This is a genomic window from Clostridium pasteurianum DSM 525 = ATCC 6013 (genome assembly GCF_000807255.1).
Classification (GTDB): Bacteria; Bacillota; Clostridia; order Clostridiales; family Clostridiaceae; genus Clostridium_I; species Clostridium_I pasteurianum.
The window spans coordinates 3,227,109-3,247,241 of record NZ_CP009268.1 but is presented as its reverse complement, the minus strand read 5'-3'; the positions used below and the strand labels follow the sequence as shown (position 1 = coordinate 3,247,241).

Genomic DNA, 20,133 nt, shown 5'->3' with positions numbered 1-20,133 from the left:
GGGTATCATTACAGGGTACCCTCATATACACTGGAGGGGAGGGCAATGATTATAGTATTAATTACTGTAGGTGCGTTAACTGCTGTAACAGGGATATTTTTCGCTATATATTACTATTATTGGATTCCCAAGAAACGTCCTTTTGAAATAGCAGGTTGCATTCTAACGGCTGAGGATAACATTATTAATGTTGGTTTTAAAATTAACAGAACAGGATATATTGCTAAAGGTCCACATGAAATTTACATTATAGATGAGACAACTGGAATAAAAATTCCTTTATTAAGTTTTCAACATTTGGGGAAGATGCTGACTGTAAAAGGTAACAGAGGTAAATTTGGTTATATGATGTTTGCAAATATGGGAAAGGTTGTGAAACATGAAGCTAAAGTCACTGTTACTATAGGTGATTTTGCAAAGAAGCATGTTGCTGTAATTTAATGATAGTTTAAACCCCTTGAAATCAAAGGGGTTAAATCATTATCATAGAAGTTCTCTATAAAGTTGGTATTGGCATAACAAATTCTGTAGTTAACATTGTAAAAAACATCATTTTTTATTAAAAAACAATTTTAAAGGAGCTATTGAAATTCCCTTTTCAACAAGTTCTAAAAATTCACTTCTAGGAATACTTATTGCACCTAAGCTCTCAAGATGTTTAGTGTAAACCTGACAGTCTATCATAATGAAATTTTTCTCTTCTAATAGTTTGCAGAGAGTAATAAAGGCAGCTTTAGAACTATTACTCATAGTAGAAAACATAGATTCTCCAAAAAAACATTTTCCAATAATAATTCCATATAGTCCTCCTACTAATTTGTCTTCATACCAGGCTTCTACAGAGTGTGCAAAACCAAGCTCATGAAGTTTGAAGTAAGCTTCTATCATTTCATTGGTAATCCAGGTTCCGCTTTCTTTTCGTGTATCAGCACAATTATACATAACTTCTCTAAAACAAGTGTCAAAGGTGATCTTGTATGTATTTTTTTTAATTACTTTTTTCATGGAGTGTGAAACTTTTATGTCTTTTGGATAGAGAATGAATCTAGGATCAGGAGACCACCAAAGTATTGGTTCATCTTCTGAGAACCAAGGAAATATTCCATTAGAATAGGCAAGTAAAAGCCTCTCTGGAGACAGATCTCCATATACAGCTAAGAGACCATCTTCTCTTGATAGAGAAGGATGAGGAAATATTAAATCATCACTTAATGAGTAAATTGGCATAATGCAGTACCTCCCTTAAAATATATATTATAATTATTTGTAGAGTTCTGCAAGGAAAGAAGAACATTATTTCAATTTAGATTTAGTTAGAATCAAAAAATATATAAATTAAACTGAAATAATCATAGAAAATAATTTAAGGCCCTTATATAAAGGACCTTAGGTTATATATTCTATTAAGGCACATTCAAATAAATAACTAGTCAGTATGCTAGTATATTTTAAATCCTACTGCGTCAACAGAACCCTTAGATAGCTTACTATCTGCGGAACCTGTTTCCTTGTTGGATTCAAAATATCCGTCGCATCTTTGACTTATTATTTATTTTCACGTGCCTAATCTGCTTTAACAGTATTACCTTGTGATATTTATCTAGCGAATAAAGTAAGAAGATCTGAATTCAGCGTTAATTTCAGAAATTTCTTTTTCACCGTCAATATATGGCTTATACATTTCATAGGGATCCTGTGTTCCAAACACGCCGCAGGCAGAACAGTTTTCACAGCCGCCACCGCCGCAGTTAAGTGAATCTCTGATGATTTTTTCTCTCTGTTCTCTTGTAGTATTTTTAATTAGATATTTACTCATAATACATTCTCCTCCCTATATGATTATCTAATTGCACAATATGCACAATTCTTAATTTAATTATAGCCCCAATTGATTAAATAATCTAGCTAATGGAGAATTAATATTATATAATTTTTAATTTTATTTTTAGAATTAAGAAATAAATCTACATTTATGGATGGTAATTATATCTTAAGTAATATTTGTAACAGCAGACTTTATTAAAGACAGCAGTTTTTTACGAAGATTAATATCGGCTGCGTGAATATACATACCTTTTCTAGCTCTAGTCATTAGCACATTGATAGAGTTTAGAATTATTTTGCATTTAGCTTCTGTCGGATAATCTATTTTAGAACTACCCATATAAGCGGCACTATCTTCATATTTATCGGGATTAATAACTATTTTATCTTTCTCAAAATTATAGGATACAGAAGGTCCTAAAATAATGCCTGAATAGTTTAAATCAAAGCCTTGAATGGTATAAACCGATCCAACTTCATTAATAGTATCTGGACGTTCTGCCCAAGGCTTTTGATCATGGGGCTTGTTTCTATCCCATCTTAACTTAAAAGTATCAGTGGTGACGTAATAATCTTTACCATCAAGTTTATAGGGAAAATCGTAGGTCGCCAGCATTCTGCATAAGCCATATTTGCTATTTTGATTTTTTATTAATTTATACATTTCATTGGCATTATCAAAGATTCTAAAATCAAATATTTGTTTTGTTGGAAGGGGTTTTAAAATTCCTTTTGAGAAAGCATCAATCCATTCATAAATGTTTTCATCAGCCTGCACGCGAATTTGATTGGTTAACCGATAGAATTCACTGGGTATTGTTTTTAAAAAACTATGTATTTTTTCATTTTTCCAATAACTTTTAAATTTTAAAACTTGGTTTTCATCAAATACTAAAATTACAATATGACTATGTTTAATAATTTCCTCTAATTGATTATCCTGATTAAAATGATTATAGGGATCTTTTTTAGTTAGCAGTAAATGAGCTTCATCAATTAGGACAATGTCAGCTCGTGTATTATTTTTTGCCATTCTATTGATAAAAGTTGTAGGACGTTCAAAATTTTTCTTTAATAAGTTAGGTGCTTTACCAGCAATTTCTTTATACAATTTCAGCATTTCTGGATGATTTACTAGTAGATAATTATTAGTATCATATAAAGCATTTGAGGAATCACTTCTGGAAATATTCTGCAGATTATTGAAAATGGAACTAAGCAGCAGACTTTTTCCAGTACCTGCAGCACCATTAATTAAAAAAATAGCATGTTCATCTTTAAGATGATTATAGCAGAATTTAAATATATGTTCTTTTAGTTTTTCTTGTTCTTCTGTTAATTTTTTATAGGGGTCCAATTTGTATAGTGAGTCATTTGAGATAATATCTTTCATTAACTGTTCTCCCTTCTGAGATACTTTAAATTAAACATTAATAAGTATGGGTAACCTGAATAGTCTGATCTAAAAAATTTAAATAAGATGTTTAAGAGATTCTGATATTTCTTTGAGTTTGCAGGATATTTCTTTACTCAGGTTATCATTATATCTATGATTTGGAATAACAATACTTATAGCTCCTACAACTACGGATTTCGAGTTTATTAATGGAGAAGCTATACAGTAAAAATCATTTTCAGCTTCGAACTTTATGTGGAATCCATTTTGTTTTATTTCCTTAAAAATATTCATAAGTTCTGTAGTTTTTTTATCTTCTTGTTCTTCACTATTAAATTCATGTATGAATTTTTCGCAATCAGCTGCTGAAAGGTGAGCGAGAATTACAAGACCTATCGCAGAATCATAAGCTTTTTCTGTGGTACCTACCATAGAAGTAAGTCTCAGTGGATAGGGAGATTCTACTTTGTCAATATAAAGTATTTTATTTTTAAAAGGAACTGCCAGGTGAACTGTTTCACTGAATTTATTAGCTAACTTTTCAATATAAGGATGAATTATATCAATAAGAGATATGTCAGACTCATAGGTTTTACCCATTTCAAAAAGTTTTACACCCAAATAATACTTGCCATTTTCAGGATTTTTATATAGAAAATCTCTATATTCTAAAGTGGAAATTATTCCATGAAGTGTAGTTATCTTCATATCAAGAGCTGTACTTATATCTGTTAGGGTAAGTTTCCCATTATATTTTGATACCTGTTCAAGAACAAATATTGCCTTATCTATAGATTGAATAGTCTTCATTTTTTCCTCCAAATTTCATCAAATATATTACTTAAAAGTATATTTAAGTTCAAAAATTATAGCTTAGGATAAAAAACCAAATACATTTTTTATTATAGCACTAAAAAAAAATAAAATTCAATATAATCGTCGTTGGTTCGATTATATTGGAATATTGTTGACCTATTAATAAATATGTGATAATATCTAAATACGATATAAATGAATTTATTTCGACGATAACGAAAATAATGCTTTGGGAGGATAAAAAATGAACGAAACAATGATAAATTTATTAAAATTGGAGGATGAATTGCAATTTACCGAGTTTTCAAGTGAAGATGCACTTAATTTAGGGTTAACTTTTATAAAAATAGCAGAGAAAATTAATCAAGGTGGCATAGGAATTAAAATAGAAAGAAATAGACAAGTCTTATTTTCTCATCTTATGGATGGAACTATGGTAGAAAATGCATATTGGTATGATAGAAAGAAAAACGTTGTAGACAGATATAACCATTCATCTAAATATGTAGAGGAAATGTATAAATCTATGGGAACCACCTTTGATGAGTCTAGCCTTTTAAATCCAACAGAATTTCAGGCTGTAGGGGGTTCTTTTCCGTTGATAATTAAAAATGTTGGTGTTGTAGGATCAATTACTGTTTGTGGATTGACTGGCGAAATGGATCACAAAATATGTATAGATGGAATTAGAGAATTCTTAACAAAATAATAGGAAATATTTTTAGGAGGGATAAATAGTATGAAAAGAGTATTGATTACTGGTGGAACATCAGGAATGGGGCTTAGTGCTACCAAACTTTTTCTTGAAAAAGGATGGAAAGTTATGGCCGTAGATATTAATGGAGATAGGGGAGAAAAATTAATTAAAGAACTGAACAAAAAAGGTTATAATGATGTTTACTTCTATAAGTGCAATATTGCTAAAGATAATGATGTTAAAATTCTTTATGATTATACAATGAAAACATTAAATGGAATTGATAGTATAATAAATAATGCAGGGATTTGGACTGGGGGGATGCTTCATGAAACAAAAGAAGAGGATTGGAATAGAATATTCGATATTGACGTAAAATCCATATATCTAACTTCTAAATATTTTGTGCCTTATATGATAGAAAATGGTGGAGGAACCATAGTAAATACAGCCTCAGTTTCCGGTATGTTTGGAGATTACAATATGGCAGCCTATAATGCAGCAAAAGGTGCTGTTGTAAATATGGCTAAAGCTATGGCTCTTGATTACGGGAAATATAATATTCGTGTAAATAATGTTTGCCCTTCAGCTTGTGCAACACCATTGTTTTTATCAAATCCCAAGAAAGTTGTAGATTTGTTTAATGAAGCAAATCCACTTAAGAGAATTTGTACGCCAGAAGAGGTAGCAAAAGCTATGTATTTCTTAGCTTCAGATGATTCAAGTTCCTGCAATGGTGTAAACTTACCAGTGTCTGGTGGCCTTGATGTGCATACAGGTCAACCTGTTCAATAGGTTGTATAAAAATAATTTAAGGCCCCTAAACAAAGGACCTTAACCTTAAGTCATTTGTTTTAATATTAGTATCAATGGCTTTCTTCAGCAGCTTCTGCATCTGCTTTAGTTTCATGAACCGTACCATGTGGATGCTGAGGTGGTGCATAAATAGAGTATAATTTAATTGGTTTATAGCCGGTGTTGATTAGATTATGCCATTTACCGGCAGGTATAATGAAGGCAAAGTCATCGTACACTTTTGCTTGAAAATCTAATCTGTTTTTTTCGTCACCCATTTTAACAAGTCCTTCGCCTTCTTCGATGCAAATGAATTGGTCAAGGTCAGGATGAATTTCTAGACCTATATCTTCTCCAACATTTATATTCATCAGAGTAAGCTGCAAATGATTTCCTGTCCATAAAGCAGTACGAAAAGTGTTGTTTTGTCTAGTAGCTTCTTCAATATTAACTGCAAAGGGGTTTGGGCCATAATCTTTTAATTGGGTAAATTCTCTCCAATGGCTTGGATTATATATTGGTGTGTTAATCAAGTAAGGATATGGATATGCTCTGTAAAAATTATATATTGACGTATTAACGTAGTAAGGATAATGGTATGGATAGTAATTATAAGTATTATACATGTTTTTCATTCCCTTCATAGATTTTATAATATTATATGTTCTATGTTTAAGAAATGTGTTTGATAATAAAGCCTAAGTAAGGAAGAATGTATAAGTGACAAGTTTACTAAAAAAAAGAATTAACAGAGCAGTCTCCAAAGAAAATATTAGGAAGTATATATTTTTAATTAATGTTATATTTTGTAAATTAAAAATTTAAATAGTCAATAATAAATTTTCAATGGAAGACCAAGCTCGTTTTGAATATATTGTCTTTATGCCAAGTTTCTTGGATTCTTTCTTTATGTGTTCACATAATTTATGATTTACAAAATCAATAAAAACTATTACAAGTTCAGCGTTTTGAGGTATATCAATACGTTTATGATTCTTTTTTCTTCCGCTTATATGTTTTATAACACAGAATCCCTTGTTACATAAATGACAATTTATCATTTTAATATTATCTCCTCCAACAATCATAATTCCCATAGAATTCCCTCCTTATTCATACTATACATATTAGTATACTATATTTATTGCTATTCCTCAACATTAATTTTTATTAATTTCTCGCTGTATATAATAAATTCTAAGGTAAGTAATATTGAATTTGATACGGACAGTGAATATTGAAATAAGAATAATCATATTTATTCTATAGAAACTATAAATAATTAAAAATTTTATGAGGAATTCACATGATTAATAAGCTTTTTTATAAATTAATTAATGCCTATCATCAATTAAAAAGTGAAAGCTTCCCACAAGCTTCAGGAACTTTTATTCAACCAGATATGGTAATGGAATGGGATGATGCAAAATGGCAGCGAGAACTTTCCTATTTAAAAGAAGTTAAGGTGAAATATATTGTTATAAATACTTTTATTGTGCAGAATGAAAAAGTTAAAAGGGTATATAAGACCTCAATGGGAAATGAAAGCAGAATAGGTTCCAGTGATATAGTAGACATGTGTTTAAAAAATTGTGAAAAAGCTGGATTTAAAGTGTTTTTGGGAATTGATTATAATATACTTTGGTGGAAATTAGGATCTAGAAATCCAGAATGGTTATATAGACAAATGGAAAAATCAAATCTTATAATAGAGGAATTATATAAGAAATATCATGAAAAATATAAAAATGCTTTTCATGGATGGTACTGGGTATATGAAGTAGATAATCTAAACTTTAGATATAAAAAGCATTTTAAAGTGTTAGCTAATGCTGTTAATATAAATTTAGAATACATGGACAATAATAATATAAGGCTGCCTCTCATGTTATCACCATTTATGAATTCACGATATTCAACACCAAGAGCTTATGCAAATAATTGGAGATACTTTTTTAAATTGACCAATTTAAAAAAAGGAGATATTTTCTGTCCTCAGGATTCTGTAGGCGGGGGTGGACTTGATATAAAAGAGGTAAGATCTTGGTTTGCAGCTCTTAGTAGAGCTGTAAAGTCAAAAGAAGGGCTTTTATTTTGGGCAAATGTAGAAACCTTTGATCATCATGATTGGTCCAGTGCTCCTATAAAGAGATTTATAAAACAGATGAGACTTGAGAGTCCCTTTGTAGATGATATTATAACTTTTGCCTATAGTCATTATTATAGTCCAAACAATATAAGTGCTGGTTTTCATATAGCTTATAAAACATATCTATATAAGCATGAAATCTATAATATAAAACCTGATGTACCAAAGTGGTCTAAAATTAGTAAGGTTTATAATGGAGTCCTCATTCAATGGGAGACATCTAGAAATATAGCAGGATACAAATTGTATTGCAATGGAAAAAGAATATATTTTTCTTTGGTTCAGAGAAAATATGGTGGAAATAGCAAACAATTATTAGGAGAGTGTTTATATAAAAACAGTTCAAAAAACCTGAAATATGAGATACAAACCGTGGACTTTTGGGGCAATATATCAACAAAATCACAATTAAGATGATTTATAGTAGGACAGCTTTTGAGATAGGAGTAGTAGTCATACAGAAGATATTGAAAATGAATAATAATTTTATTCCAGGTCAATACTAATTTTTGTGAATTGGTATAAACTAAAGGAGGGCTTTCGATGGACAAAAGCACAGATATAAAAAAAGGTGAACATAAAAGGTCTATGGAAAAGGCAAAAGAAATGATTGATAGAGGTTGTGGAATAGGAGAAATAGTATCAGAAACTCATCTCAAAGAAGAGGATGTAATTAAGGCAAAGGGAAAATGGGTAGATCAATCTTAAGATCTATCTTTATATATTAAATAAAGAATAGAGCAGCTTATATCTAAAGTTTATGATATAAGCTGGTTTTTTTATATTTTTAAAAGTCAGTGCTATATAACTATAGATATCCAAATTCATAATTAAATGTTGATACGCATAAATAGCCTGAGTAACTTAATATAAAAAATCTAAATTTATATTTCAAGTTGTATATCTATAATTAAATTTTTAATGGATATTTATTAAAAAAATATTTAAAATTTATAAATATTTTTGCACAGATTTCAATTGTCCAATCGTATTAAGTACAGAGGGGAAGAAAAATGAAACCTAAATTTATTGATATCAATAATGAAATTGAAATTGCACTAAAAAAATATTCTGATATGGTTTATAGAATATGTTATTTATATTTACATAATAATACAGAGGTTGATGATGTATTTCAGGAAGTATTTTTAAAACTATTACAGCATAAAAGTAAAACTGCTTTTGAAAATGAGGAACATGAAAAATCATGGATAATAAGAGTCACAATCAATAAATGTAAGGACGTGTTAAAGAGCTTTTGGAAAAAGAATATTGATTCTATTGAGAATATAGAATTACCCTTTGAAGATAAGGCTGAAAATGAACTTATGCAGATAGTTTTATCACTGCCGGAAAAATATAAAAATGTTATATATCTATATTACTATGAGGATTATACTGTGCCTGAAATTGCAAAGATGTTAAAGAAAAATGAAAATACTGTATATTCTAACTTACGGAGAGCAAGAGCACTTATTAAAAAGAAGTTAGGGGGTAAGGAAAATGATTACTCGTTTTAAATCTGCCTTAAATCAAATTAAAGTAGAAGACCAATTAATAAGCAAAACAAAAGTATATTTAAAGGATTCATTGACAAAGAATGAGGATTCTAAAATTAATAAATTTATAAAGCATAGATTATTGCCCATGAAAAGAAAATTAGCAATAGCTGCCTGTTGTTTAGCATTTCTATTAACTATAGGAGGCATTAGTGGAGTATATGGATATTACCAAACATCAGTAGCATATATCAGTTTAGATATTAATCCAAGTGTAGAATTGGGAATTAACAATTTTGGCAGAGTAGTAAAAGCTGAGGGATACAATAACGAGGGTAATAAGATATTAAATGGAATAAATGTGAAAGGTTCTGATGTTACGACAGCCATTGATACATTAGTTACAACAGCTATTGAAAATGGATACATAGCCAAAGATGGCTCATCAGTTATTTCTCTTACATCTGAAACAGATGATAAAAATACTGCAACAAATATTGAAACTGAGGCAGAAACTGGAGCAAAGGAAGCTTTAATAACCAGTGGAAAAAAAGCAGAGATTTTAAAAGATAACGTTTCATTAACTCGCAGGAATGAGGCAAGAAAATTGGGAATTACACCAGGTAAGCTCAACCTTATTCAAAAGTTACAAAGGGTGGATAAAACCGCAACAGTAGACAAATATAAGGATGCAGCAGTTAAAGACATAATGAAAGCCATACAAAATAGTGTTGATAATACTAAGGTGAGTGATGCTGCTGCAGAAAGTAAAAAAGAAACTACAGACAAGGATAATACTGTAAATACCACAAATTATAATTTGAATAATAATGATAAAGGTAATGTAGGGAATAAAACATCAAATATAAATAGAGATAATGCAGCTAATACCACAGAATCAGTTAAAAATAATAATGTAAATAATAGCAAAGGTATTGTAGAAAGTAAAACTCAAAATATAGATATAGGTAACAGGGACAATAATACAAAGACAGTTAAAAATAACAATATAAGTAATAATGGTGCTGTAAAAGATAAAAAGCAAACCATAGATAAGAGTAATAATGTTAATACTAAGAAATCAGTTAAAAACAATAATGTAAATAATGGCAATGGCAAGAATAATAATAAAGGTAATAATGGTAATAAAGGTAACGGTAAAAGTAAATAATTAAATTTAATTCTAAGTAAAAAAGTATATTTTGTAATCTTCTAAAATTATGCATTATATGATAATTATTAAAAAAGGTCGTGATTAGTATGAAAATGATATCTAATGGAGAGGATGTACTTACTAAACCAATATTTTCTATCTCAAGATTAGGAGTTTCCAATGCTGCTTCATATAATTCTGTAAAATACGATATTCATACAAATGAATATGATTTAGTTGTAGAAGTAAAATGCAGTAGAAAAAGTATAATAGAAAGAGGCTTTCAGAAGGAATTTAGTTCAGATATTTATCCTTATGAAATAAAAAATGTATATGATAAAGATAATATAATAAAGGATATTGATTCAATTATAAAATCATATGCTAAAAATGGAAATTATTTCGATGAAAATCTTAACGAAATTGTAATTCAAAAGGAACAAATTCAAAACATGAATTATACTCCTAGTAAACAGGTACAGATATCAAAAAGTTTTAACATTACTTCAAATCTATCAAAGAAGAATTGTCCTGGTGATATATTGGATATATTTGCTTAAAAATATATTTCTAGATATAATAGATGATAACAGTCAGCCAAAAGTGCTGACTGTTATCATTTGTAAGCATTCATAATGAAAAAATTTTCTAATGGGGCTTTGATGGTTTATTCATATTCTGCAGCATATGATGTAAGATAGCAATAATGAATGCGGCAAGCAGCGAATTGAGAAATCCACTCATATTGATTCCGGATACAAAGTGATCTGCAATCATAATGGTCCAGGCATTTACTATAAAAGTGAATAAACCTAAGGTTAGAATGCTGAAGGGAAGTGTAATCAATAGAAAAAATGGCTTCAACAATAAATTGACTATTAACAGGATTAATCCCATAATCAGCAATGGGAGTATGCCGTCAATATGAATTGTATTAATTATTATTGATAATAAATAAATGCTTAATATAATTGACAAATATTTTAATATAAATTTTGTCATGTTTACCTCCATATGCATAAGATTTATCTGATTTTTATTGAGATTCTGACCTTATGGGTTGTTACGTCAACAAGATCATAGGGTTCAAAATCTGTTAATGAATTAAATAGATTCATCGTAATTTGTACAAGTTCTTTTGCAGTATAGACAGTAAAAGAGGATGAAGCTAGATTAGGCCTTCTTGGTATAAATAAGCATATGAATTTCAATAAATCCAAGCTGCAGTCCAATAATTCCTGAAAGATATATAAGGGAATAGGGAAGAAAAAATAAAAATGCTTATTTTTTCCCATCTGCAATTTGAGCCATATTATACGAAAGCCTTTATTCAACATATATTTTTACCTTTACCATGGCTTTATGCTCTTCATCCCAGGTTTCTACATCTACGATATTTGGATCATCCAATGTGCCATTCAATATTTCTTCAATAATTTTAGCAAAATCGATGCTTGTGATATCAATACCTTTGCTTTCCATTTCCTTTCTAGCATCAGCTGGTACCATAGTAGTCATTTTGCTTGCTATTTCACCGATTGTCGTTAACAGGCGTATGGGAATATTTACTTTAACATTCACCGTATTATTGTCAGAGGTAACATTTACCTTAAAGAATTTATAATTGAATTTGGCTCCGGTTATAGCTTTAGAGGTTTGCATTAGTTCAGTTTCCTTGGTGGTGTTGAGGGCTTCCAGAAGTTCCATACCTTCAACAGCTGTAATTTGACCTTTTTCAATCATTTCCAATATTTTTTGTTGTTCACTCATCTTCAACACTCCCATAAATTAATTATAAATTTTTAATTTTCTCAGTTGCTTCTTTAGCGGTGATTTTACCTTTTGATAATTGATCAAGTATTTCCATTTTGGCTGCTTCTTTTAAATCCTTATCCTTAAGGTTATCTTTTGCAGGAACTTCAAACCCAAGAGCTTTTATAACTGTATCTAACTTACTGCGGACTGTGGGATAAGAGATGCCAAGTTCCTTTTCCACATCTTTAATATTGCCTCGGCATTTAATGAATACCTTGACAAAATCAAGATCTTCTTCAGGAAGGCGACAAAATTCACAGGGTTGGAAGTCTCCTTCAATGGATGTAGAACACTTGGGACAGCTGAGTTTGGTAATTGAAAGTTTTTCACCACATACGGGACATTTCCCCGGGGCTTTATATTTCATTGTTTTCACCTTCCTAATGTACTATTATACTTTTAATATACACCCGGAAATTAATAAAGTCAATGTATTTATTAATTATATTAATTATATTATTAATAATTTTAATATATTAATTAATATTATTAATATATTAATTGTATTATTTGTAAAGATAACTCGCTGGTAAGATGGACGCAAGGCAGGGAAAGCAAAATTGTAAATCGTGTCTAAACAATATGTTGTTCACATCATAGCATACACAATTTGTTTATTAAATCTATTTCCCTAATTTTTATATGAAAATTATCGTATTTTCGATTATAATATCTGTATATTGGATATATATAATTATAGTTTATATCTAGATTAGATGTAGTAAATGGGTTATAAATTTGTGATTGATTATACCGGTGAATAGTATAAAATGTGGTTCTATTGGTTGTTGGTACACATGTATCCCCTCTTTATAATTTGTATAGATTGTAATATGTTAATTTTAGCAGTAAGGTTAAACTAGAAATTTATTATTATTGTAATTACATGGAGAAGTTGCTAACTAAATCAATGAAAAATTTCAATAAAACTAAGGAGATGATTTTAAATGGGAATTTTAAGTGGACTTATGGGCAATGCATCAGAAATTGATATTAAACGAGTGGAAAGAGAATTTGAAAAGATATTTGTAGAGGAAGAGAAGGTGGAAAAAGCATATAAACTTATAAGAGATTTATTTGTATTCACTGATAAGCGCCTTGTTCTTTTAGACAAGCAAGGGGTAACAGGGAAAAAGGTACAATATCATTCGATTCCCTATAAGAATATTACTCACTTCAGTGTTGAAACTACTGGAAATTTTGATTTGGAATCAGAATTAAAGATATGGATAAGCGGAACTCAAATGCCAATTGAAAAACAGTTTAAAAACGACAAAAATATATATGATATACAAAGATCATTAGCTCAGTATGTACTTAGATAATTTAAAAGTTTAGAAAAGTACATAGATTTTATTCTTGTAAATATATGTACTTTCTCAATATAATTTCACCTGACTAACTTGGCGTAAGTCTCCCACACACTCTGTACAGCCCACACACAAAATCAAAAAAAGATTTTGGTCCTCTGTTTGCATGCTGTGAAAGTGGGAGTTCAACGCCAAGTAAGCCATGCATTTGCAGTTCTAAAATTCATATTGGGTAAAAGAATCCCCATATGAATTAAGAACTTGCTTCAATGTAAAGACGCCTAATAGGCCTTTCCTATAGCATCTTTAAGTGCTGAAACAGGCTGATCACCAGATATATGTGACTTTCCGTCAAAGAGGAAAAATGGTACAAAATCTAGTTCGATTTCTTCACTTTTCTTAATATCTTCTTTTACAGCATCAGAGTATTGGGTACTATCTAAAACCTTAAGAGCTTCACTTTTATCAAGGCCAACTTCTTCAGCCAGTGAAGCCAGTGTTTCATGGTCACTGATTAATAGGGAATCCGTAAAATATGCCTTGAATATACGCTCACAGAGTAAAAAAGACTTATTTTTGGATGCAGCATAATGAGTAAGACGATGGGCATCATGAGTATTAGCAGGTATCATTGTTTCAAAATTATAATCAAGACCTGCTTTTTTGGCTGCATAAGCAAGTTTCAAGTTTATTGCCTTTGCTTCTTTAACGCTTGTGCCCATTTCTTTTGCAAGTATTTCATGCTGAGACTTTTCTTCCTTTAGTTTTGCGTCAGGTCTTAGCTCAAAACTGCGAATTACAATTTCAACTTTATTTTTATGTTCAAAGGAATCCAGTGCAGTTTCAAATCTTCTTTTTACCATATAAGAATATGGGCAGATGTAATCCAACCAAATTTCTACTTTCATTGTTATACCTCACTTTTATATTTAAAAGATTTTTATCTCATGACTACCAGATCTACTGTTCCTACTATAACTAAACAACTATGTTAAGTATGGAAAATGTCGATACTGAGAAATATGTTAGTAAGTTTCATATACTTGTAATTATATCATACCCATGAAATATTTAGGTAATCCTAGATGAAGAAATTATGTATTATTAATTCTATGAAATTACCTGTAATATTTATTTTTGTATATATTTTTTCAATAAAACATGGTATTATCATAATAAAATATTATTTCTGAAAATCTTATATTAATAAGTTGACCAGATAATCTGGAGGCTAGGTTCTTAAATGAATCTAGCCATTTTTATTTTAATCTGACTAACTTGGCGTAAGTCTCTCACGCACTCTGTACAGCCCTCACACAAAATCAAATTAAAATTTGGGCTCTCTACTTGCACTCTGCGAAAGCGATTCACACAAAATCAAAAAAAAGATTTTGGTTCTCTGCTTTTCTTCAAGTGGGAGTTCGACGCCAAGTAAGCTATGCATTTGCAGTTCTAAAATTCAGATGGGGTAAAAGAATCCCCACCTGAATTAAGAACTTACTTCAATCAAAAAGGGGGATTCCAATGGAGTCATTAGCAAAAAGTGAAGTTTCTCAGTATGAATTTAGTAATGTAGAAATTTCAAATAAAGCATTTTTTAGTTTTTTATTTCAATCTTTTATTTATGGTACAGTTGTAGGTGCTATGTCTCTTCTAATACCATTATTTGCATTAAAGCTAAGTGCAGATACTATTCAAGTTGGATTAATTACTGGTAGCCGTGGAATGAGTCATTTTCTCTTAGTAATACCTGTGGGTTTATTAGTAAATAGATTTGGCATAAAAAAAGTTTTTATTACAAGTAGTTTTCTTAGTTTTTTAATAGTTTTATCAATTACAAATGCAAATAATCCTAGCATATTATTATTATTTGCATTTATAGAAGGTCTAACATGTTCTACGCGATTAACTGCTTTAAACTCCTGGTGTTTTAAAATTCTTCCATTTTTAAAATCATCTCAAATGGGATGGTATAAGGGCAGCAGCAGTATAGGACTTACAATTTTAGGTCCTATTTTAGCAAGTTTTTTATCTGATAAACTGGGATTCACTTTAACTTTTATACTTATTGCTATTATAATTTTAATAGCCAATTTAATTGAAATATTCTCTGAAACTAAAATAGAAATTGCTATTAATACACATAAAAAAAGTGAGAAAATTACATCTTCTATTATGAATTTAGTAAAAATGCTTAAAAAACCAAAATTATTATTTGTAGCTTATGGTGAAAGTGCCAGCTCTGGTTTGACTTCTTGCTTTAGAATACTGATGGTATTACTTTTGGTAGGATTTATGCATAAAGAATCAAGTTCGGTTTCTTTAGTTACTGCTTTACTTGGAATAGCTTATTTATTTGTAGTATTTTTAGGAGGTCATCTTTTAAATTATTTAAAATCTACATATATATTCATATGTTCTTCTTGTATTATAATTATTGCTTTTATAATTATGGCTACAAATTATAATATAATTTTTATATCCTTTGCCTCATTTTTAGTTGGTATGGGTTTAGGTTTTTTAAATCTTGTAAATTATAAAATTATATCAGTTATACCCGGTAATAGTGCTAATATTTCTACAATAATAACTTTTAGTACAGGTGTCTCACTATTCATATCACCTATGATTATAAGTTTTATTCTTGGATTGTTTAGCTTTAAGGCAGGTTTTTTTACACTGATTTTACCTTTTATAATAATTATTGTTTTAGTAGGTTTTAAAGCTAGATTAATTAATGAATCTTAATAGTTGAATACTTTCCTGGAGAAATTTCATATGTTAAAAATTTGAAAAAACTGAGAGGTTTTTTATAAAAAATAATTGATATGAATTACAATATAATAAGAATAGATTATAAAAATTCAAATTGAAATAGAGATTACATATTTTTTATAAAGTATTGTCACCAAAATATAGATTTAACATAATGATAATAAACATACTGGTTTTTTGCTATAAACATTGTAATTGTTATTAAATTATGTTTAAATCATAATATATGATGGAGGTGATTATATAAATGAGTAGTTCAATAATAGTAGCAGAAGATGAACCTATTACCCGAATGGATATATGTGAAATGCTAACATCTGCTGGATATTATGTTGTGGGGCAGGCGTCAAATGGATTACAAGTAGTTGAACTTTGTAGGAGATTTAAACCTGACCTTGTTCTCATGGATATAAAAATGCCTAAATTAGATGGAATTCAAGCGGCAGAACTTTTAATTAAAGAAAATATTGTAGAATCAGTAATAATGCTTACAGCATACAGCGGAAAGGAATTTATAGACAAGGTAAAAGAAATTGGTGCTATAGGATATATTGTAAAACCTATAGATGAAAACAGGCTTATACCTCAGGTGGAGATTGCCATTGCTAAAGGAAAGGAAATCAAGCATATTAAAGATAAGATAGAAAATATTAAAACAATACATACAGCAAAGGAAATTCTCATGGAAAAGTATAATTTAACAGAAAATGATGCCTATAAAAAATTGAGAAAGATGAGTATGGACAAACAAGCATCTATATTTGAAACCTCTAAAAACATAATTAGATATAAGTAAATTTAGGAGATATGATATGCTTAAAAAACTATGTAAATTACACACTGATTTGTCTAAAGAAGATATAGCTCAACTAGAGAATATTGAAAAATCAATTCCTATGTTTGCAAATCTTGTAAAAGGAGATATATTTATAGACTGTCTTACTAGAGATCATGATGTTGCAATTGTAGTTTCGGAAGCAAAGCCTACAAACTGTAAATCGCTATATAAAAGCTATGTTGTGGGGAAAATTGCTCTAAGGCAAAATGAACCTGCAGCACTAAGAACATTGGAAATAGGAATGGAAACTACAGATTTAAAGGCTATAACTCAGGAAAATATAGTAGTTAAACAAAATACTGTTCCAATTAAAAATAGAGATGATAAGATAATTGGTGTCTTAATTATGGAAAAGGACATAACTGAAGATGTAACTCAAAGCCGCAATGTGGAAATTTTATCTCAAACTACAGAACAGCTTTCGGAAACGTTGATGAATATAAAGGATTCAGATTATGAAAATGCTGTGGCATATAATTTGATAAATGATGGGATTCTAGCAATAAATGAATTAGGTGTTTGTATTTATGTAAATTATAAAGCTGAGGAATTATATAGAAAAATAGGTTATAAAGATAAACTAGTGGGTATGTCTTTTGATAATTTAGTTTTAAATGAAGTAAATTTTCATGATATGATGAAGGAAAAAAAGTCCATAGTACTAGAAGCTAATGTAGGTAAATTTGTTTTACAAACCAAATATGCAGTTATAAAAAAATTAAATAATGTATATGGAATAATCATGCTTATAAAGGATTTAACAGATATAAAAGAAAAGGAAAAGGAGCTTATTTTAAAAGCTGTTGCAATTAGAGAAATACATCACAGAGTTAAAAATAATCTTCAGACAATAGCAAGTATACTCAGACTTCAGTCCAGAAGAATAGATAATGCTGAGGCTAAAAGAGCCTTTGATGAGAGTATAAATAGAATTTTGAGTATAGCTACAACTCATGAGGTTTTATCTCAGAAGGGTATAGATGATGCGGATATAAAAACAATATTGTCTAAAATAAAAGATAATGCCATTAGAAATTCAATACAATGTAATAAAAAAATAAGTATAGAACTCGGTGGAGATAATTTAAAGATAAATTCAGATAAAGCCACATCTATTGCAATAGTTGTCAATGAATTTATAGAGAATTCACTTAAACACGCTTTTGATGATAAAGATGAAGGAGATATTCAGATAACTATAAACACCGGCCAGACCTATTCAAGTATTTCAGTTAGTGATAGTGGAAGAGGATTTGACATGAAGCTTTTAGAAAATGAAACCTTAGGACTCAATATTGTAAGGAGTATAGTAAAAGATAAATTGAATGGGAATATAAATATTCAATCAAATGAAAATGGTACAAAATCTGTATTTTATTTTAAAAATTAATAATAATACGCAGCAAAATTATTAATTTTTAACAAAAATGCTCTTTACATTGATAAATTATTATGATACACTATGAAGCATGGAAGTAATGCAACGGAGCGTTATTTTTGAAAGTTAATGTTAAAAATCTGTCTTTTTATTTATTAAAAATTTAATAAAAATGTTGCTGAGCAATGGAGCTTAGATATATGAACAAGTATATCTAGGCTCATTTTTATTTTACTGAGATTATCAAAAAAAGGAGGGAAGTGTATAGGTTGAAGGAGGAAATATTAAGTGTTGGAATAGATATTGGGACTACTACAACTCAGTTAATATTCAGTAAGATAACTGTAAATAATATAGCTGGCCCTTTTTCTATACCAAATGTAAAAATAACAGATAAAAAAATTATCTATAAAAGTAAAATATATTTTACGCCATTATTTTCTTCAGGAAAAATAAATTTGGAGGAAATTAAAAAAATAATAGATAATGAATACAAAAAGGCATGTATAGCTAAGGAAGATGTAGCTACAGGTGCTATCATAATTACTGGAGAAACTGCAAGAAAAGAAAATGCTGAGCAGGTTTTAAGTGCACTTTCAGAATTTTCAGGAGATTTTGTTGTAGCTACAGCTGGAGTTGATCTAGAATCTATATTAGCAGGCTATGGATCAGGAGCAGCAGAATTTTCTAAAAATACTGCATCGAAGGTTATTAATTTTGATATAGGGGGTGGAACTACAAATACAGTTTTATTTGAAGCTGGTGAAGTTGTAGATGCTTTTGCCCTTGATATTGGAGGAAGATTAATAAAATTTGATAAGGATTGTAAAATAACCTACATATCTGAAAAAATTTTAGCACTTATAAAAAATTTAAAGTTAAATTTAAAAATTGGTTATGTTCCACAGATCCATCAGTTAAAAATACTCACCAATGTCTTTGCAGATATACTGGTTAAGATTGCAAAGAATGAAGAATTAAATAAAGACATAGAGGAACTTTTTATAGGACATAAGAATAAAAAGTTGAAAGCTGAGAATTTTATGCTTTCTGGTGGAGTCTCTGAATTTGTATATAGTGATAAAATCATAAATCAGTGGAAACAGATTGTGCAATATGGTGATATTGGACCCCTTTTAGGATGTTCTATAAGAGATAATTTTAAGAAAAATAGATTTAAAATAAGTGAGCCTAAGGAAAAAATAAGAGCTACTGTAATTGGCGTAGGAAGTTACTCTATGGACATAAGCGGGAGTACAGTAGTTTTTGATAATGAAATATTGCAAATGAAGAATATACCAATTATCAAGTTGTCAGAAGACAGCAGAGGAATTATTAATGATGATATTATAAATAAAATTAATTTATATGAAGGTTTAAATGTAGCACTTGCCTTTAAAGGTCCCAAGTCACCATCCTATGAGGATATAAAAATCATTGCTGAAAGTATTTTAGATGCAGTAAAAAATAGAAATAATCCAGTTATTATTATAATAGAAAATGATTTTGCCAAGGCCCTTGGGCAAAGAATTAAAAATATTTTGAAAGATTCTAAAAAATTAATTTGCATAGATGGAATTAAAGTAGAAAATGGAGATTATGTGGATATAGGTAAACCCATATCCAGTGTAGTCCCTGTTGTTATAAAGACATTAATATTTAAAAATTAAAATAATTATTTTTAGGAG

23 protein-coding genes are annotated in these 20,133 nt (G+C 29.4%); 13 read left to right on the top strand and 10 right to left on the bottom strand.

What is annotated here, in order from left to right; translation table 11 throughout:
• Window positions 1–45 precede the first annotated feature (45 nt).
• Window positions 46–441 (top strand): hypothetical protein, encoded by a 396-nt coding sequence (locus CLPA_RS14670; RefSeq protein ID WP_003445334.1) that lies wholly within the window; start codon window positions 46–48, stop codon window positions 439–441.
• A 108-nt stretch (window positions 442–549) separates the two neighbouring features.
• Here the strand turns inward: CLPA_RS14670 and aat are convergent, their stop codons facing one another.
• From aat to CLPA_RS14650, 4 genes are all read right to left on the bottom strand, one after another.
• The gene (aat, locus tag CLPA_RS14665) at window positions 550–1,227 is read right to left on the bottom strand and encodes a leucyl/phenylalanyl-tRNA--protein transferase (protein ID WP_003445332.1); all 678 of its coding nucleotides are present in this window, start codon (window positions 1,225–1,227) and stop codon (window positions 550–552) included.
• A 373-nt stretch (window positions 1,228–1,600) separates the two neighbouring features.
• Complete coding sequence (locus CLPA_RS14660) at window positions 1,601–1,816, bottom strand: hypothetical protein (protein ID WP_003445330.1); 216 nt, start codon at window positions 1,814–1,816, stop codon at window positions 1,601–1,603.
• 174 nt (window positions 1,817–1,990) lie between these two features.
• Window positions 1,991–3,217, bottom strand: coding sequence for a DUF2075 domain-containing protein (locus CLPA_RS14655; protein ID WP_003445328.1), 1,227 nt, complete (start codon window positions 3,215–3,217; stop codon window positions 1,991–1,993).
• 78 nt (window positions 3,218–3,295) lie between these two features.
• The gene (locus CLPA_RS14650; protein WP_003445326.1) at window positions 3,296–4,030 is read right to left on the bottom strand and encodes an IclR family transcriptional regulator; all 735 of its coding nucleotides are present in this window, start codon (window positions 4,028–4,030) and stop codon (window positions 3,296–3,298) included.
• 250 nt (window positions 4,031–4,280) lie between these two features.
• On the opposite strand from CLPA_RS14650, the gene CLPA_RS14645 reads away from it, so the two are divergent.
• Window positions 4,281–4,745, top strand: a complete 465-nt coding sequence (locus CLPA_RS14645; RefSeq protein ID WP_003445323.1) for a heme-binding protein — start codon at window positions 4,281–4,283, stop codon at window positions 4,743–4,745.
• 30 nt (window positions 4,746–4,775) lie between these two features.
• The gene (locus tag CLPA_RS14640; RefSeq protein WP_003445322.1) at window positions 4,776–5,528 is read left to right on the top strand and encodes an SDR family NAD(P)-dependent oxidoreductase; all 753 of its coding nucleotides are present in this window, start codon (window positions 4,776–4,778) and stop codon (window positions 5,526–5,528) included.
• A 71-nt stretch (window positions 5,529–5,599) separates the two neighbouring features.
• On the opposite strand, the gene CLPA_RS14635 is transcribed toward CLPA_RS14640, so the two are convergent.
• Window positions 5,600–6,154, bottom strand: coding sequence for a cupin domain-containing protein (locus CLPA_RS14635; protein WP_003445319.1), 555 nt, complete (start codon window positions 6,152–6,154; stop codon window positions 5,600–5,602).
• A 195-nt stretch (window positions 6,155–6,349) separates the two neighbouring features.
• Complete coding sequence (locus CLPA_RS14630) at window positions 6,350–6,625, bottom strand: DUF2325 domain-containing protein (RefSeq protein ID WP_003445317.1); 276 nt, start codon at window positions 6,623–6,625, stop codon at window positions 6,350–6,352.
• 209 nt (window positions 6,626–6,834) lie between these two features.
• Between CLPA_RS14630 and CLPA_RS14625 the strand changes: the two genes are divergently transcribed.
• From CLPA_RS14625 to CLPA_RS14610, 5 genes are all read left to right on the top strand, one after another.
• Window positions 6,835–8,094, top strand: a complete 1,260-nt coding sequence (locus tag CLPA_RS14625; RefSeq protein ID WP_003445314.1) for a DUF4434 domain-containing protein — start codon at window positions 6,835–6,837, stop codon at window positions 8,092–8,094.
• A 126-nt stretch (window positions 8,095–8,220) separates the two neighbouring features.
• Window positions 8,221–8,385 carry a hypothetical protein gene (locus CLPA_RS21385; protein WP_003445311.1) on the top strand — a complete coding sequence of 55 codons (165 nt, stop codon included), beginning with the start codon at window positions 8,221–8,223 and terminating at the stop codon, window positions 8,383–8,385.
• A 305-nt stretch (window positions 8,386–8,690) separates the two neighbouring features.
• Complete coding sequence (locus CLPA_RS14620) at window positions 8,691–9,197, top strand: RNA polymerase sigma factor (RefSeq protein ID WP_003445308.1); 507 nt, start codon at window positions 8,691–8,693, stop codon at window positions 9,195–9,197.
• Window positions 9,181–10,347, top strand: a complete 1,167-nt coding sequence (locus CLPA_RS14615; protein WP_003445306.1) for an anti-sigma-I factor RsgI family protein — start codon at window positions 9,181–9,183, stop codon at window positions 10,345–10,347. The genes CLPA_RS14620 and CLPA_RS14615 overlap by 17 nt, the downstream gene beginning before the upstream one ends.
• Before the next feature lie 89 nt (window positions 10,348–10,436).
• Window positions 10,437–10,889, top strand: coding sequence for a PD-(D/E)XK nuclease domain-containing protein (locus tag CLPA_RS14610; protein WP_003445303.1), 453 nt, complete (start codon window positions 10,437–10,439; stop codon window positions 10,887–10,889).
• 88 nt (window positions 10,890–10,977) lie between these two features.
• Here CLPA_RS14610 and CLPA_RS14605 read toward each other — a convergent pair whose 3' ends face one another.
• From CLPA_RS14605 to CLPA_RS14595, 3 genes are all read right to left on the bottom strand, one after another.
• Window positions 10,978–11,331, bottom strand: a complete 354-nt coding sequence (locus CLPA_RS14605; protein ID WP_003445300.1) for a phage holin family protein — start codon at window positions 11,329–11,331, stop codon at window positions 10,978–10,980.
• 324 nt (window positions 11,332–11,655) lie between these two features.
• A complete protein-coding gene (locus CLPA_RS14600; protein WP_003445297.1) occupies window positions 11,656–12,099 on the bottom strand; it encodes an SHOCT-like domain-containing protein in 444 nt (147 codons plus the stop codon).
• 22 nt (window positions 12,100–12,121) lie between these two features.
• A complete protein-coding gene (locus tag CLPA_RS14595) occupies window positions 12,122–12,511 on the bottom strand; it encodes a DUF2089 domain-containing protein (protein ID WP_003445294.1) in 390 nt (129 codons plus the stop codon).
• 580 nt (window positions 12,512–13,091) lie between these two features.
• Here CLPA_RS14595 and CLPA_RS14590 point away from each other — a divergent pair.
• Window positions 13,092–13,469: a PH domain-containing protein gene (locus CLPA_RS14590; protein ID WP_003445292.1), complete on the top strand. Its 378-nt coding sequence runs from the start codon at window positions 13,092–13,094 to the stop codon at window positions 13,467–13,469.
• 266 nt (window positions 13,470–13,735) lie between these two features.
• Here CLPA_RS14590 and CLPA_RS14585 read toward each other — a convergent pair whose 3' ends face one another.
• A complete protein-coding gene (locus tag CLPA_RS14585) occupies window positions 13,736–14,362 on the bottom strand; it encodes a DsbA family oxidoreductase (protein ID WP_003445289.1) in 627 nt (208 codons plus the stop codon).
• 616 nt (window positions 14,363–14,978) lie between these two features.
• Between CLPA_RS14585 and CLPA_RS14580 the strand changes: the two genes are divergently transcribed.
• The 4 genes from CLPA_RS14580 to CLPA_RS14565 all read left to right on the top strand — a co-directional run bounded on the left by CLPA_RS14580 (window position 14,979) and on the right by CLPA_RS14565 (window position 20,115).
• Window positions 14,979–16,202 carry an MFS transporter gene (locus CLPA_RS14580; protein ID WP_003445287.1) on the top strand — a complete coding sequence of 408 codons (1,224 nt, stop codon included), beginning with the start codon at window positions 14,979–14,981 and terminating at the stop codon, window positions 16,200–16,202.
• Window positions 16,203–16,476: 274 nt separating this feature from the next.
• On the top strand, window positions 16,477–17,025 hold the full coding sequence (locus tag CLPA_RS14575; protein ID WP_003445285.1) for an ANTAR domain-containing response regulator: 549 nt from the start codon (window positions 16,477–16,479) through the stop codon (window positions 17,023–17,025).
• 16 nt (window positions 17,026–17,041) lie between these two features.
• Window positions 17,042–18,457 (top strand): histidine kinase N-terminal domain-containing protein, encoded by a 1,416-nt coding sequence (locus CLPA_RS14570; protein ID WP_003445282.1) that lies wholly within the window; start codon window positions 17,042–17,044, stop codon window positions 18,455–18,457.
• 257 nt (window positions 18,458–18,714) lie between these two features.
• A complete protein-coding gene (locus tag CLPA_RS14565; protein ID WP_003445280.1) occupies window positions 18,715–20,115 on the top strand; it encodes an ethanolamine ammonia-lyase reactivating factor EutA in 1,401 nt (466 codons plus the stop codon).
• Window positions 20,116–20,133 lie beyond the last annotated feature (18 nt).